At 38.5% G+C, this 16,048-nt stretch carries 16 protein-coding genes and 2 tRNA genes; 9 read left to right on the forward strand and 9 right to left on the reverse strand.

Annotated elements, in window-relative coordinates; genetic code table 11:
• The first annotated feature begins 732 nt into the window (after window positions 1-732).
• The 4 genes from ileS (at window position 733) to ACEYX7_RS03935 (ending at window position 5,200) form a co-directional block, all read left to right on the forward strand.
• Window positions 733-3,573, forward strand: a complete 2,841-nt coding sequence (gene ileS, locus ACEYX7_RS03920) for an isoleucine--tRNA ligase (protein ID WP_374803117.1) — start codon at window positions 733-735, stop codon at window positions 3,571-3,573.
• Window positions 3,566-4,129, forward strand: coding sequence for a signal peptidase II (gene lspA / locus ACEYX7_RS03925; protein WP_374803119.1), 564 nt, complete (start codon window positions 3,566-3,568; stop codon window positions 4,127-4,129). The genes ileS and lspA overlap by 8 nt, the downstream gene beginning before the upstream one ends.
• Window positions 4,130-4,138: 9 nt before the next feature.
• On the forward strand, window positions 4,139-4,627 hold the full coding sequence (locus tag ACEYX7_RS03930; protein ID WP_374803121.1) for an FKBP-type peptidyl-prolyl cis-trans isomerase: 489 nt from the start codon (window positions 4,139-4,141) through the stop codon (window positions 4,625-4,627).
• A 63-nt stretch (window positions 4,628-4,690) separates the two neighbouring features.
• The gene (locus ACEYX7_RS03935) at window positions 4,691-5,200 is read left to right on the forward strand and encodes a hypothetical protein (protein WP_374803123.1); all 510 of its coding nucleotides are present in this window, start codon (window positions 4,691-4,693) and stop codon (window positions 5,198-5,200) included.
• An 834-nt stretch (window positions 5,201-6,034) separates the two neighbouring features.
• Here ACEYX7_RS03935 and ACEYX7_RS03940 read toward each other — a convergent pair.
• The 3 genes from ACEYX7_RS03940 to ppa form a co-directional block, all read right to left on the reverse strand.
• A complete protein-coding gene (locus ACEYX7_RS03940; protein ID WP_374803125.1) occupies window positions 6,035-6,400 on the reverse strand; it encodes a hypothetical protein in 366 nt (121 codons plus the stop codon).
• A 2-nt stretch (window positions 6,401-6,402) separates the two neighbouring features.
• Window positions 6,403-6,639 (reverse strand): hypothetical protein, encoded by a 237-nt coding sequence (locus ACEYX7_RS03945; RefSeq protein ID WP_374803127.1) that lies wholly within the window; start codon window positions 6,637-6,639, stop codon window positions 6,403-6,405.
• A 153-nt stretch (window positions 6,640-6,792) separates the two neighbouring features.
• Entirely contained in the window at window positions 6,793-7,320 is a 528-nt protein-coding gene (gene ppa, locus ACEYX7_RS03950; RefSeq protein ID WP_374803129.1) for an inorganic diphosphatase, read from the reverse strand.
• Between the two features lie 243 nt (window positions 7,321-7,563).
• Between ppa and ACEYX7_RS03955 the strand changes: the two genes are divergently transcribed.
• The 5 genes from ACEYX7_RS03955 (at window position 7,564) to ACEYX7_RS03975 (ending at window position 10,212) form a co-directional block, all read left to right on the forward strand.
• Complete coding sequence (locus tag ACEYX7_RS03955; protein ID WP_374803131.1) at window positions 7,564-8,520, forward strand: homoserine kinase; 957 nt, start codon at window positions 7,564-7,566, stop codon at window positions 8,518-8,520.
• Between the two features lie 2 nt (window positions 8,521-8,522).
• Window positions 8,523-9,176, forward strand: a complete 654-nt coding sequence (locus ACEYX7_RS03960; RefSeq protein WP_374807071.1) for a DUF1294 domain-containing protein — start codon at window positions 8,523-8,525, stop codon at window positions 9,174-9,176.
• Between the two features lie 109 nt (window positions 9,177-9,285).
• Window positions 9,286-9,843 (forward strand): hypothetical protein, encoded by a 558-nt coding sequence (locus ACEYX7_RS03965; RefSeq protein ID WP_374803135.1) that lies wholly within the window; start codon window positions 9,286-9,288, stop codon window positions 9,841-9,843.
• 198 nt (window positions 9,844-10,041) lie between these two features.
• A tRNA-Lys gene (locus tag ACEYX7_RS03970) sits at window positions 10,042-10,117 on the forward strand.
• A 19-nt stretch (window positions 10,118-10,136) separates the two neighbouring features.
• Window positions 10,137-10,212 (forward strand) — tRNA-Lys (locus ACEYX7_RS03975).
• Window positions 10,213-10,269: 57 nt separating this feature from the next.
• Here the strand turns inward: ACEYX7_RS03975 and ACEYX7_RS03980 are convergent.
• The 6 genes from ACEYX7_RS03980 to ACEYX7_RS04005 form a co-directional block, all read right to left on the reverse strand.
• Entirely contained in the window at window positions 10,270-10,614 is a 345-nt protein-coding gene (locus tag ACEYX7_RS03980; RefSeq protein ID WP_374803137.1) for a hypothetical protein, read from the reverse strand.
• Between the two features lie 178 nt (window positions 10,615-10,792).
• Window positions 10,793-11,269, reverse strand: coding sequence for an SCP-2 sterol transfer family protein (locus ACEYX7_RS03985; protein WP_374803138.1), 477 nt, complete (start codon window positions 11,267-11,269; stop codon window positions 10,793-10,795).
• Between the two features lie 168 nt (window positions 11,270-11,437).
• Window positions 11,438-12,904: an NAD-dependent succinate-semialdehyde dehydrogenase gene (locus ACEYX7_RS03990; RefSeq protein WP_374900225.1), complete on the reverse strand. Its 1,467-nt coding sequence runs from the start codon at window positions 12,902-12,904 to the stop codon at window positions 11,438-11,440.
• 169 nt (window positions 12,905-13,073) lie between these two features.
• Complete coding sequence (locus ACEYX7_RS03995) at window positions 13,074-14,861, reverse strand: DUF2326 domain-containing protein (RefSeq protein WP_374807132.1); 1,788 nt, start codon at window positions 14,859-14,861, stop codon at window positions 13,074-13,076.
• A complete protein-coding gene (locus ACEYX7_RS04000; RefSeq protein ID WP_374803144.1) occupies window positions 14,839-15,102 on the reverse strand; it encodes an ABC-three component system middle component 8 in 264 nt (87 codons plus the stop codon). Before ACEYX7_RS04000 ends, ACEYX7_RS03995 begins: the two co-directional genes overlap by 23 nt.
• Window positions 15,077-16,042, reverse strand: a complete 966-nt coding sequence (locus ACEYX7_RS04005) for an ABC-three component system protein (protein WP_374803146.1) — start codon at window positions 16,040-16,042, stop codon at window positions 15,077-15,079. The genes ACEYX7_RS04000 and ACEYX7_RS04005 overlap by 26 nt, the downstream gene beginning before the upstream one ends.
• Window positions 16,043-16,048 lie beyond the last annotated feature (6 nt).

Genomic DNA, 16,048 nt, shown 5'->3' on the forward strand with positions numbered 1-16,048 from the left:
TCGCTAGTATCATTTGTCGGTAGTCTTGTGAGTATGCCATAGTTATATTGTACCAATTTTATTTTTCTTTTGCTATAAACATAACACCGCAAAGGTTTAGGCTTTTGCGGTGTTTTTTTGCTCTTAGATATCATTGTAATAAGTGAGTCAGATCAAAAAAGATTACGTTAAAATAAAGGCACTATGGGCAAAAGCTTGCGAACAGCAGTATGAAGTCGCTTGCAAAAATTTAGACATGCTAAAACAGCAAAAAGATGAAACATTGGCTACAGAATTTTTTATGAATTGAAAAGCTTTGAATTTCTAAATGCCAAAAACACAAAAAGCACCTACAATCCAGTAGATGCTTATTTGTATTTGAGCAGTACGATGAAACAGCCTTGTCTATCGTCGAGTCCTTGCCTATATCCTTATGTTTGCAAAAGTTATGCTATCCATCGCTCCATGTGTATAGAATAGTCAAAAAATCCTTGTTCGCAAATCAGTCATTCGCCTTACTTAACGTAAGCCAAAACTGACAAGTAATCCAAAGTCAATAATTTTAGTCTTTATACAAGTTCATAACGACAATTATTTTACTGCTCTATTGACGACTATTCTATAAATCACATTCTATAGAGCCAATTTTGTTGGCTATAAAGTGAATTTTTTCTGCGTTGTCCTTTACAAAGCCATTCTGTAGGTTAAAATGTAGTGTTTAGTCCAAAACCGCAATATAACAGGTAAACCGCAATGAGCAAGCAAGACGACAATAGCGTCGATTATAAAGCCACGCTAAATCTCCCGCATACAGATTTTGCTATGAAAGCTAGCCTAGCCACGCGTGAAGCAAAATGGTTAGAAGATTGGTATGCTGATGATCTATATCAACAAATTCGTCAAGCTCGTATAGGTAAGCCAAAATATATTTTGCACGATGGCCCTCCATATGCCAATGGTGCGATTCACCTAGGTCACGTGGTCAATAAAGTGCTCAAAGATATTATCATCAAAAGCCGTACCTTAGATGGCTTTGATGCACCGTATGTGCCAGGTTGGGACTGTCACGGTCTGCCGATTGAACTCAAAGTCGAAGAAAAAGTCGGTAAAGTCGGGGTAAAAATTGATGCAGCAGCATTCCGTACCGCTTGCCGTGACTATGCCACCACGCAAATTGCCTTACAAAAGAAAGATTTCCAACGTTTAGGCGTATTTGGTGATTGGGAAAATCCGTATCTGACCATGAACTTTGAGCAAGAAGCCAATATCGTGCGTGCTTTGGGTGCGATTTATGACAATGGTCATATTCAACCTGGATTAAAGCCAGTAAACTGGTGTTTGGACTGCGGTTCTGCCCTTGCCGAAGCCGAAGTCGAATATGAAGAAAAGAAATCTGACGCGATTGATGTAGCGTTTGCCGTAGTGGATTTGGCGGACTTGTCAAAACGTGTTGGGGTGGAAATCACCCAAGCGACCGATGTAGTGATTTGGACAACGACACCTTGGACATTGCCTGCCAACCAAGCGGTCAGCTTTCATCCAGAATTAGATTATCAAATCGTTCAAGCTCAAGCAGAAAAAGGCGACAGCCACAATTTGATTTTAGCCAAAGACTTGGCGGAATCGGCTTGCCAACGTTATAAACTAAGCGATGTTAAAGTCTTGGCAGAATTTAAAGGGCAAGTACTAGAATTATTACAATTACAACATCCATTATTGCCACGCCAAGTACCTGTAATTTTAGGCGAACACGTTACTGCTGACAGCGGTACGGGTGCAGTACATACCGCCCCTGCTCACGGTGCGGACGACTATAATGTTGGTTTAAAATACAATCTTCCTGTAGAAAATCCAGTGGCAGGTAATGGCGTGTATTTGGACACGGCAGGCATTTTTGTCGGTGAGCACATCTACAAAGCCAATCCGCAAATCATTGAAAAATTAAAAAATGAACAGCGTTTGATGGCACATGTTCCTTTGCAACACAGCTATCCACATTGCTGGCGACACAAAACGCCAATTATTTTCCGTGCGACACCGCAATGGTTTATCAGCATGGACGAAAATGGCTTGCGTGAACAAGCGTTGAAAGAGATTGAAGAAAATATCGAATTTATCCCTGATTGGGGTAAAAACCGTCTGCAAGCCATGATTGAAGGTCGTCCAGACTGGTGTATTTCTCGTCAGCGTACTTGGGGCGTGCCGATTCCATTCTTTGTGCATAAAGATACCAATGAATTGCACCCACGCACGTCTGAATTGACTGAACAAGTGGCTCAATTGATTGAAAAAGAAGGCATTAATGCATGGTATAACCGTGATGTGGCGGACTTTTTACCAAGCGAAGAAGCCGAACAGTATCGTTGCGTGCGTGATACTTTGGACGTATGGTTTGACTCAGGTTCAACACATTATGCGGTATTGGATAAGCGTGATGAATTAACGCGTCCTGCTGATTTGTATTTGGAAGGCTCAGACCAGCACCGTGGTTGGTTCCAAACTTCTTTATTGACCAGTGTGGCGATTCATGGCAAAGCACCGTTTAAAGGCTTATTGACGCACGGTTTTACCGTGGATGAGCACGGTCGTAAATTGTCAAAATCTTTGGGCAATTACATTCCATTTGAAGAAATCTTAAAGCAATTGGGTGCGGACGGTTTGCGTTTGTACGTGGCATCCAGCGATTATCGTTATGAAATTGCTGCATCACAAACCGTATTTGACCGTGTATCAGACAGCTATCGCCGTATCCGTAATACCTTGCGTTTCTTGTTGGCAAACCTAAATGGTTTTGAACCTGACCGTGATGCGATGCCGATTGATGATTTGATTGCTCTTGATCAGTACATTTTACAGCGTGCCAATGAAGTGCAACAAACTATCGTCAAAGCCTATGAAGAAATGACTTTCCATGCGGTGGTGACACAGCTTACTCAGTTCTGTATCAATGACTTGGGCGGTTTTTATTTGGATATTATCAAAGACCGTCAATACACTACTAAAGCGGATTCGCAAGCACGTCGCTCGGCTCAAACGGCTTTGTATCATATCACGCAAGCCTTTGTACGTTGGATGAGTCCGATTTTGAGCTTTACCGCTCAAGAAGCATGGCAGTTAATCCCTGCTCAATCTGAAAAATATGTCTTCACCACTGAATGGTATGACCTACCGCAACCAAGCCAAGCCAATGAATTGAGCGAAGCCGATTGGCAAGCTTTATTGCAAGTCAAATCAGCGGTAAATAAGCAAATCGAAGTCGCACGTAATGCCAAAATCGTTGGTGGTAACTTGTCTGCCAAAGTACAAATTTGGGCGGATGCACCATATTATGATGTATTGACCAAGCTTGGCGATGAATTGCGTTTTGTATTGATTACATCACAAGTCGAAGTGAATGCCTTTGATGCGGCACAAGGTGAAAGCACTGATTTGGCTGAAGTGCGTGTAAACATCTCTGCTGCCGAAGGTGAAAAATGTGCCCGTTGCTGGCATGTCTTGCCTGATGTCAATACCCACGAAGGGCATGAAGGCTTGTGTTCACGTTGTATCATCAACTTGCCGACTGGCGAAGGTGAAGTACGTCGCTATGCCTAATTCATCGCAAAAAAAATGGTTTTATTCGCATAATGTGTTGTGGTTATTGATTAGTGTGGCGATGATCATTATTGATCAAGTCACCAAATATATTGCCGTCAGCAAATTAGTCAATGAGTACAACAGCGTGCCTGTATTGCCTTTTTTAAGTTGGACGCTTGCCTACAATCCAGGGGCAGCGTTTAGCTTTTTATCCAATGCAGGCGGTTGGCAACGATTTTTCTTTATTGGTTTATCGGGCGTCATGTCAGTGATTTTTTTGGCATGGCTGTTGCGTTTGCCTAAAGGCTTAAAAGTCATGCCTGTGGGTTTGGCATTTTTGCTGGGCGGTGCTGTGGGCAATCTGATTGACCGTTTGACTACGACTGTGGTCAATTATCGTGGCGATACGTTGACAGGTGCAGTGATTGATTTTATTCATGTGCATCATATTCCGAGCAATTTTCATTTTCCGATTTTTAATGTGGCGGATATTGCGGTGAATATTGGCGTGGCATTATTGATTATTGATGCTGTGTTTTTAGAAAAAAGACGTAACGCACGCTATGAGCAATAAGGTAAAGTTATGAGCAATTCTCCAATTATTCAACCCAATGAAGAAATCCGTATCGAACAGGGCTCAAAAGTGGATTTGCATTTTTCGGTGGCGATTGAAGACGGTGTAGAAATCGACAATACCCGTGGACGTGATGAGCCTGTCAGCCTTGTGATAGGTGATGGCAATTTGTTGGAAGGTTTTGAAAAGGCGTTGTTTGGCTTGCGTGCGGGCGATCGTCGTACCGTGCATTTACCGCCAAGTGAAGCCTTTGGCGACTGGAATCTAGAAAATGTACAAAAGTTTGATACGGTCAAATTTGAACAACGTCCAGAAATCGGGCAAATGATTGAATTTGAAGATAAAGCCAAAGCCAGTCTGTTTGGTGTGGTCAAATCAGTCAATGATAGCATTACCGAAGTGGATTTTAATCATCCTTTGGCAGGTAAAAATATCGCCTTTGAAGTGGAAATTTTTAAGGTCACGCCAAGCGGTCAGCAAGGTGTTAAACTGATGTAAAACCAAAAGGATATTGTTAATTCAATGTCCTTTTTTCATTTTTATAACCAATTGGGAATAATCATGACTACAAATCTCGGACGTAATACCGCCCCAGACCATCATGCCGATTTACAAGTATTACAGCGTATCCGCAAATTTTTATTGCCCAAAGATTTTCAGATTTCTGAACAGTTATTAACAGAACTGAATCAAGGTTATTTATTGGGTGATGCACCGATAGATAATCTATTACAACAAGGTTTTAAATTTGCCAAACCTTTACAACAACAGATTTTAAACCCTGATAATCAAATAAATGAAAATTTAAAAAATCATCCCGATTTTCAATTACTTATCACTCAATTTTCTAACCAACCGAGTTGGTATAATCCTGAATTGGCTCGCATTGGTGCGGTGGCGTATCGCCGTTATCCCTTGATGTTGATTTGGTTATTACGCAATGTGGCATTGATGGCAGGTTATAGTATTCCTGCCTTGTCGTTACCTTTAATCAAAACTGGGGCATTGGTACACGATGCCTTGCCACGTTTGATGCGGACTTATGCTTATATTTCAAACAGCTTAAAGTAGGCGATAGAGTACTTTCTAAGAATGCTGATAATGGTGGCGAACTAACGTATAAACCTATTAAAAATATTATGATAACAAATAATATTGAAGTATATGTTATAGATTTTACTAGGTCTATAGATTATTCATTGCCTTTCAAAGAACAACTTAGATTGCAAAGATTAGTAGATGAAAAACCGCCTTATCGAATTATAACTACGAAAAATCATCCTGTATGGGTAAATGGGAAAGGGTGGTTAGCTATTGAAAATTTGAAATTTACAGATACTACCACAAATTTTGAAGGTATTAATTACTCTTTGAGAGCAGGAAATAATCCCTACAAGGATAATATACTTAGGACTTACGCAGATTTAACGTTTCCGTTCGTGGTGAGCTTGTCGAACCATAGGAAACGTTACCCTTCGACAGGCTCAGGGCGAACGTTTCTACTATTTTTGCGTAAGTCCTAATACTAAAAACTATCTATCGTACTAAGAATCCTAATATTGGATTTATACCGAAATTCGATGAAGATAATTTATATGTTGAAGGTAGTTTAGTTGAACTATATGGTTGTAAAGAGTTATCAGATAATATTATTAATTCGGATTTTAATAAATTATTTGTTAAGAATGATGATTGGAAAGAAAATCTTCTTGAGCAGACGCCAGCCGAGCATCGTGACCATGCTGAGTTCTATGGTTTCCGCACAGGCGATTGGACAGATCCTGACACAGTGAATTGGGCAGAGGGCGAGGGTCCATTGACCATGACAGTATATAATATTGAAGTCGAAGATATCCATACTTACTTTGTGGGTGAAGCAGGTATTTGGGTGCAAAGCCAGTAAAATTAAACCAGCTCTTTTTCAGTTGGTAATGCAAAAGGTGGATGGTCGCTCAGAGCGATAATTCTAATTTCATTTTCCAAACGCATATAATGCAAAATATATTGGCTGACTTGTTCACCATTGCTTGCAGTAGTATAGTTTGGAATGCCTATATGATAATGCCAAAGATGATATTTTTGAGCAAAGGCAACACGTTCGGACCAATTGGGATGATCAAAAGGTACATTATCCGATGCTTTATTCCGCCCTTGCAAACCATCTAAACAATGTTGTTTTACATGGTTGATAAAAGCAAGGATTTTTTCTTTATCCGCCTTGGGATAATTTGGAAATTTGTGTTTAAAATCATTACTGGTACTGACGTGCATCATTAAACACTACGCAACCATTTTTCAAAATGTTCTACATCTTGTACAGCATGATCAGGAATAGCAGGGGTAAAACCGCTATCAATGGATGATTGTAATGTTTTTATATCAAAATCAATATGTTCATCGCTAAATTGTCGAGTTAATGCCAATACCGCCAACTGTTCAGCAGTAACGCCTTGCGCTTTGGCAGTATGTTCAATTTGCATTTGCACATGTGGTGGTAAGTCTAAAATCATAATTTTATACTCTTATTGCTAAGCATGCTAAACATTATACGCTAAATATTGTTTTAGGCGAATGGCTTATATGTTTTGTTGTGACTAAAAATAAAAACCGCAACAATTTTGCAATTATTGCGGTCTTTAGATATTAGCATCAAATCAGCAAAATTATTTTTTCGCTGCTTCAATACATCTTAAGATATCTTGTTTCGCGACGTCGCTACCTTCCCAACCACTGATTTTCACCCATTTACCTAGTTCTAAATCTTTGTAGTGTTGGAAGAAATGTTCGATTTGGCTGATTAATAATGCAGGCAAATCGGTATATTCTTTCACGTCTTTGTACAATGGGCTAAGCTTGTCATGTGGTACAGCGATAAGCTTGGTATCGATACCGCCATCATCTTCCATGTTTAATTTACCTACTGGACGGCAACGCACGACCGAACCTACCGCCACTGGATGCGGTGTCACCACCAATACGTCTAATGGGTCACCATCTTCAGACAAAGTATTGTTGATATAACCATAGTTGGCAGGATAGAACATCGCTGTACCCATAAAACGATCTACGAACAAAGCATCAGTCTCTTTGTCGATTTCGTATTTGATTGGCGGTGCATTGGCAGGGATTTCAATCACCACATAAATGTCATTTGGTACATCTTTACCCGCTGGAACATCTTTATAACTCATCGCTTTTACTCTGTGTTTATCAAAAAAGTGACTGCCATTATAGCGATTTTTCTTTTAAATATCAGCATGACAAATACATGAATTTTGTAGGTGACGCAGACAAAATTTATTTTTTACAGTGATCTCAGTGCATTTCATTGCTTAAAAAATAAAAAATCTTACACAAGCACTTTGCATCATTCCACAAAAACAGTATGCTAAACCTTATTGCCTCATTTATACATTTTGTTTTAGGTTATCGCTATGTCTGTTTACACGCCGTTATCGCTTGCCCAAGTGCAACAATTTGCATCCCAATTTGCTTTGGATATTGTGGATCTTAAGCCAATTCAGGGCGGTATCCAAAATACCAATTATTTTTTGATTGCGGCGGATGGCACACAATACGTTTTGACTTTATTTGAACAAATGGATGCTGATGATGTGGCATCATTATTTCCTGCTTTGCAACAATTGGCAAAAAGCAGCTTGCCGATGGCATTGCCATTAAGTATTGATGGGCAAGCTGTGTTTACTTTGGCAGATAAACCCGCTCAAATCGCACCACGCATTTATGGCGAACACCCAGAACCATCTGCCACAGTGGGGCAAGCACAAGCGATCGGTCACGCTTTGGCGACTTTGCATATGGCACTCAAAGATGTAGATTTAGACCGTGAAAATACCCATGGCGATATATGGTTGGCTGAAACGTCTGCATTATTATATAAAGAAGAAATGACGCCAGCACAACAGCAGTTGATGGATACCGTTTTAACGGCTTATCAAAACGTACAACAGCAATATCCAAATCGCCCTAAAGGCTTGATTCATGCCGATTTATTCCGAGACAATACTTTATATCAAGGTGATACTTTGTCGGGAATGTTAGATTTTTTTGAAATTAATCGGGATGAATTTTTATTAGATATTTCGATTGCCATCAATGACTTCTGTAGTGATTATCCAAACATTGTTTTAAATGATGAAAAATATCAAGCCTTTTTGCATGGCTATCAGCAAATCCGTCCTTTAACTGATGATGAACAAGCGGCATTGCCAGTATACTTGGCGATGGCAGCATTCCGTTTTTGGATGTTGCGTTTGGACGTAGCTCGCATGAACCGTTTGCAAGGGCGTACAGGTGCAGATATTTTACAAAAAGACCCAGAGCAGATGCGTGCGATGTTAGAGCAACGTTTGCAACGTGCTAAGGTCTAATCATGGCACGTTATCAAGGTCGCCTGATCGAATGGCATGATGACAAAGGCTATGGTTTTGTGGAAACCCTTGGCGAAAGCAAAGATAGCGTCAAGAGCAGAGTGTTTTTACACATCAAAAACTTTGAACGGCAAGGACCACGTCCGATTGTGGGCTGTGTGGTGGATTATGAGTTGAGCATTGATAGCCAATCTCGTCCGCAAGCAGTCAAAGTGCGTTATGTCAAAGCCAATCAAGTCAGACAAAGCAACGCCACAAAAAACTCTCCACCTATCAATAATGTCACATCGATTCATGGCAAAACATGGCTTAGACCTGCTTATATTGCCATGGCGGTGTATTGGGTATCAGTTTTGGTATTGGCGTTTTATCATTTATTACCGCCATTCACCATTTTGTCGTTGTCTTTAATCAATAGTTACAGCTATTGGTTGTACCATAAAGATAAACAAGCTGCTATGTCAGGCATACAGCGTGTACCCGAACAGCACTTATTGCTGTGTGCGGTGTTGGGTGGTTGGTCGGCAAGCCTGTTGGCACAACAGCATTTTCATCATAAAACCGTCAAACAGCCTTTCCAAAGAAATTTTCAATTGGCAAGTGTGGCACATTGTTTATTATTGATGGCGAGCATTGCCATATATGCTGTATGGTAAACTGTTTGAACTTATATCTTTTTTGTTATTTTTTCAAATGAATTGTTTTAAATTTAAACATGATAGGCTAGAATCACGATAATCTCTGTTTATCTTTGAGTGGAATACTATGGAAAAGTCATTATTTTTAGTTGGTACTTTATTACTTGCAAATACTGCATTTGCACAAGCGCCTGTAGTCAATTTTGGTAAGCCTGCAGTTGAAATTTCCATTACAAGTAGTGTAGCAAATACGCCAGCAGCTACAACGAATGTGAATAACAACGTCAATGCACCAAAAGTGAATCCACCGACTTTTGCGATAGGTGCCTTTGAAAATATAAATGGTAAACTCAACTCGCTCAATACCAATGTTGCAGTGAAAAGTAATTCGACACACCGCATCTGTTGGACGATCAATAATACAGGTTATCATGGTCAAACTAAACTTGAAGAAATTATCAATGCACCTGCTCGCAGTCAATTCGTCGATCCTGATTCAACACATGTAGAGCGTTCTAATGATGGGCGTTACCATCGTATTGAGCGTTTAGTTTATCTATCGCCAGAACAGGATGCGATCAGTAAGTGTTGGAAATTTGACAACACTGATCCATCTGGTGAATACAATATACAGCTCAAAGTTGGCGATATCGTCTTCCCTGCACAGCGTTTTAGTCTGCGTTAACCTATCGTCTGTTCTTCAAAAAGGGCGTCTATCATAACGCCCTTTTCCAACATTAAGCACAAAGACAGTGAGAATAAAGCCAAAAATCAAACTTAATGAGTCTATTTTTGCTTTTTTTATCAACAAATATCATTTAAAGTGCAATTTTCGCTTGTATATTTCATTTTTTTTGTTAAAATACCGTCCATCAAGAAGATTGGGTCGTTAGCTCAGTTGGTAGAGCAGCGGACTTTTAATCCGTTGGTCCCGCGTTCGAGTCGCGGACGACCCACCATTTTTTTGAACCCAATTTTGGGTCGTTAGCTCAGTTGGTAGAGCAGCGGACTTTTAATCCGTTGGTCCCGCGTTCGAGTCGCGGACGACCCACCATTTTATAGCCCTTTCGTACTCCTTACGAAAGGGTTTTTTTTATCTATCATTTGACGATTAGTCTTTTGCATGATAACTCCATATCACACTATGCTTACGTTTGTGCTGATTTGTACCAATACGTTTGAACTTGGTATTGCGAAACATGGTTAAGATCTTACCATTTTGTCCAGTCACCACATGAATACCATTCATCTTCTTCAGCTCAGGACATATCTTCCCAAATCGCTGAATCTCTCGCTTACCAACACGATAATACACCGCACCTTTGTCATAAAAGCGTCGTCCATAGCGTATGGCATGTGCCACCATCCATGCTTGGATATTTCGTTGCTGACCACGGTGATAGGCATGAAAAGTATAATTTAAATGAAGACTGGCAAAATCTTCATAGCAGCCCATTTTTGATTCCCCCTCTTGTTGTACTAAAAATAATAATCTTAAGCATCTTAATGCAAATTTAGCCGAAAAAAAACCATGTCATTAAACATGGTTACAATTTCCACAAGATTTTAAATCAATAAGTTTCAATTGATTGAAATTAAGAGATTTTTAAATGTGTTAGTTCGTATAAGAACTATTATTTTAAAATTTTTGCTTTCAACTGATTGAGATTTTGCATCGCAGTCTTAGCAATCTCAGGCATCAGCAAGCGAGAGGCTTTGCCAAACCACACTAACAAGGAATAATCACCCTCAACAGTCACTCTACCCTCTTGAATACCTTTCATCAAACGGCTGCTATCGCCAGCACTCAGCGTTTTCACCGCATAATCTGTGTCTGCAAACTGCAAATTGAAATCAACCTGTGCTTGGTCTTTTAATTTTTTGAAGTGTCGGATTTGTTGTTGGCTCACTTGCACATAATATTGTACGCCATCAACCACACCAATCTGCATGATAAAATCACGATCTTGAATTAGACTTTGAAAACGGCTATTGCTTTTGGCAAGATATTTCATACGGTAAATGATTGCGTTAAGCAATAATTCAAAAGGATCTGTACTCATATCCAATATAGGCAATTTGATCACAGGAATACGAGAAAAATTAATCATGGCTTGCTCCTTATCTTGCAGGCAGTCGTTCGTCATACGTGGAAAAATGTTACCATACTAACATGTTGAAATTTAATGTGTAAAATTTCTGCGAGGCACAACCGATATGCTATCTATAAAGCGATAATATCAATTATGCCATCTCAGCCTTTTTGACAGCCAACATATTTAATGTTCTGTGGCAACGTTAATACACCAATATTTAGTGACGATATATTCTTCGATACCGTATTTTGAGCCTTCACGACCAAAGCCTGATTGTTTTATACCACCAAACGGAGCAACTGCATTGGATACCAGACCTGTATTTTGCCCGACCATACCATATTCCAAGCTTTCCGCTACACGCCATGAACGTCCTAAATCTTGGGTATAAAAATATGCCGCCAAACCATAAATACTGTCATTCGCCATCGCAATGGCTTGCTGTTCAGTGTCAAAATCATACACGGCAGCAATTGGACCAAAGATTTCTTCTTCATGCATTGCCATCTTATGATTCACATCACTAATTAAAGTCGGCTGAAAACATAAACTATCATCAATATTGTCACCGCCACAATGCAAAGTCGCCCCTTTATCCAAGGCATCTTTCAGTAAGTTTTTGACTTTTTGCAAAGCTGATTGATTAACCAAAGGCCCGATTTGTATATCTTCGTTCAAGCCATTGCCGACTTTTAAGGCAAGCAATTTTTCTTGGAAAATCTTTAAAAATTCAGCTTTTACGCTACGCTGTACATAGATGCGATTGGCACAAACACAAGTCTGCCCTGCATTACGGAATTTTGCCACGATTAAGCCTTCCGTTGCTTTGTGCAAATCCGCATCATCAAACACGATAAACGGTGCATTGCCGCCCAATTCCAAAGATAATTTTTTTAAGGTCGTGGCAGATTGTGCCATCAATTCACGCCCGACTTCGGTTGAACCGGTAAAAGATAATTTGCGAATACTCGGATGACTAGAAAAAATATTACCGATAATTTTGGCTGAACCAGTGACGACTTGTAATACGCCTTTGGGAATACCGGCTTGATGTGCTAATTCTGCCATCGCCAAAGCGGTAAAAGGCGTTTGACTGGCTGGACGAACCAACATGGTACAGCCTGCTGCCAATGCCGGTGCGACTTTACGGGTAATCATTGCCGCAGGGAAATTCCAAGGCGTAATTGCTGCACACACGCCAATCGGTTGCTTCAGTACAGTATAGCGTAAGTCCTTGTTTAATGTCGGAATGGTATCACCATAAATACGTTTGCCTTCTTCGGCAAACCAACGAATAAAGCTGTTTGCGTAGTCGATTTCTTGACGTGATTCAATGATGGCTTTGCCTTGCTCTAGGGTCATAATTGTGGCAAGTTGCTCTTTATTTTTATCAATCAAATCCGCCCATTTTTGCAAATAATCACCACGCTGTTGTGCGGTCAATGCCTGCCATGATTTTTGGGCTTGTTCTGCATAGGCTACTGCTTGATGCACTTGCTCGGTAGGCAAATCTGGCACACGACCGACTAGATTGCCATCAAATGGGTTATAAACTTCAATCTGACCTTTGTTTGTATCATTCAGCCATTCACCATTGATATAGCAGGCTTGTCTTAATAAATCTAATTTGATTTTTGCTGATTTTGACATTTTCATTGCTCCATATAATTAAATAAAAAATTGTGTTTGCTGTGTGCAATACACTCTATAGCCCCATGAGATTTACATTGATAATAAATAATAGAACATATTTTTATATAAACTTTTGCAAAATTACAAATTATTCATACAAAACTATCGTTAATATCGCTTTAAGATATTACCAAATAGGCATTTTGAATAAACGACCATTTTGACCATCATCATGAAGCGTCAAAATGACTTCAGAATCATGTAAGGGTTCAGCTAGACCCTGAATTTCTGAATTAATAGTCGTTGCAATAATTTGTATTCCTATATTGCTATACTCTCTTAAAATATCCAATAATAGCGTCTTTTTGCGGTCATCAAGCCCATCAAATACCCCATCTATGTAAATAAATTTAGGGAAATTTTGACCAAGATAAGCTCTAGTTACAGCTAGGTCAAAGGCAATACATAAAAATTTTTGATAGGTATTACCTTTACTTTCGCTCGTATTTTTGCCTGTTTTGTCCTGATACTCTGCTTTAAACTCTAAATTTCCTTCATTGTTGAGAAAAACAAAAAGTTCACCACGTTTATTTAAAACCTTAGCAATGATTTCATTAAAATATAGACGAATTTTGGCAAATGTATTGTCGTTACCATTGTTCACTTCAGCAACATTCGTCTGCATTTTGTTTTCAATATCATCCAAACTAAGCTTTAAAGCTCTTTGCTTTTTTTGTAAATCTAATATCTGCTCTATATTTTCTTTTTGTTGCTCTAAATTCAAAATATCAGCTTGAATGGTAGCAATTTGACGATTTGATTCTCTGAATTTATTTACTAATTCACTTTCCTTTAAAAAACGCAAATGTTCGCTACGTTGTTCATTCAGTAGTTTTAATTGGGAACTGATATTTTCAAGTTCTACTTTGTTTTCTGCTAATTCTTTCTTTAGATACCCATTTCTCTCTTTGGTAATAGCCTTGTTAAATGCAATGAGCTGTTCAAAGTCTTTCGTTACTTGGTCAGGAAACAGTACATTGACTTCATCAAACAATGCTTTGACTTCTTTAGGGTTAAACTTGATTTTATCTTCTGTAAAAGATTGCTCAATGTGGTAAATGCTATTTTTGAGTGAATACTCCTTCATATTTAGATATACAATTTGATTATCAATTTCTGCCACTAACTGTTCAATTGCTTGTTTGTCAATCTCATGGAAATCAAAATTTTCAACAAATTCCTGAATTTCTGATAATTCAGCTTTGCGTAGTAATAATCGACCATCAACCTTACTTAGGGCTTCACTGGCACTTTTTTCATCAAAATCACTTTTTTCTTTAATTTTGGATTTTATATCAGTTTCTTGTTTAACAATATCATAACGCTGTCTTGCCAAGTCACCATCAAACCCTAGCAAATCAGCCATATAAGGCTTCCAATCAGCATCTTTACCACGATGTTTATTAAGCTGAAACACTTCTCCAAAATCATCTTGGGTACGAATTAGGTAATTGATAAGCTTACGATACTTCCAATGCTTAATCGCTGTTAAATTTAACTCTCCATCGAGGTAACTTTTTGCTTTCTCAAAAGGTAACTCAAAATGATTCCACTGACTGTCAGCTAAATTTCTAAAATCTTGATTAGGTTGTTCGTGAGTAATAAAACTGGCTTTACTGCCCTCTGTCACACTGCGTCTAACTGTTAAATACTGATTTTCATTAAGATTAATTTCCAAAAAAAATATAAAATTTTCAAACATCTCAAAGTTTACATATAAAAATTGATTACTATCTTTTTTGGCTAAAAACAAGAAGTCCAATAACAAAGCAAGTGTAGTTTTGCCAAGATTATGAGAATCTAGCTGATGATTTTTTGGATGTCTGACATCACCATAAACAAAATTAAGACCTTCATTAAATATGATTGGCTCAAATTTATCAGGTTGATTGCTATACAGCTTGGATAGCTTCATGATTTTTCTCAATATACTCCACTATATCTGTCTTTGATTGATAATTAACCAACCCTAATAGAAATAGGAAATTTAAAGCAGGTAAAAATAAATACTCACCACTAGTAACTTTAGTTTTTACCAAATTTAGTAAGTCATTATAGGGAACAATTCTTGCCTTTTTCAAAGCATTTAACATTAGGAAACTGGCATAAACAACTGTTTTGTCAGGATGATTATGTTTGTTCGGACGAATCATCATTTGATTTACCTATATCACAATTCCAATACATATAGAATACCATCATTCTAGTGAGACGTGAATTTGTTTTCAGAACATAATCCCTACTCATTAAGTATTTTACCAGTTCATTGAAAATATCATCAAAAAACTCTAATTCTCGCTGTTTCGGTATAATATATTGAAGTTGAAACTCTTCGATAGCATTTTGGTAAAAAGACTGTAATTCTCGATTTTGTGGGTCAGTCAAAAAATCTTCAATTTGCCACCTATAACGTAAATAATTGCGTTCAAGCTGTCTAGCAGTATCAGAACGTAGATTATTTAATTGGTTTTTTTTCTCATATTTGGTTCGAGCAACAGGTAAAAACTCTCTATGCGTCTTTTTATCATCAAATATTGCTGAAAAATGTCCAATAACTTCTGATAGGTTGAATAAATCTATAGCAGGAGCATGATTTAATGGTTCAAGATTGATGTTTGCCATATTAGGAATATAAGAGTAACGAGACAGGTAATAATCAAGGTCATCATCACCAAAGATTGCGATATCCTCTACGGCTAATCCTGTTTCTGTAGCTAAAAACTCTCCAATAATTTGCTTTGCTCCCCCAGTCAAACTACGATTAGCAAAAAGCATATAATGGTTAATTTGACCCTCTGCAAACATTTCTTTAACTTTTTTTGCTTCTGTTGCCAAGATACAACTATTGTTACCAAAAAAATCGGAATCCGTAAAATGTTTATTTACGCCTTGAGTATGTTTTGCTTGGATAATGGTTTTACCTTCCCAAAGTTGTTGAGGGGTAGGGAATAAACTAGCTTTGCCTTGAAACTCTCCATCTTTACCACCATCAGCTCCTTTAGAGAAACCTTGTGTCCCATGCCCAAGTAATTCTTTGCAAATAGCAATAACTAGGTGTTCAAATCGAGTGTCGTCTAAATCAAAGTATTGATACATTGGATG

The sequence above is a fragment of the Hubeiibacter jixunmingi genome, from assembly GCF_041928215.1.
In the GTDB taxonomy this organism is placed as follows: Bacteria; Pseudomonadota; Gammaproteobacteria; order Pseudomonadales; family Moraxellaceae; genus Acinetobacter.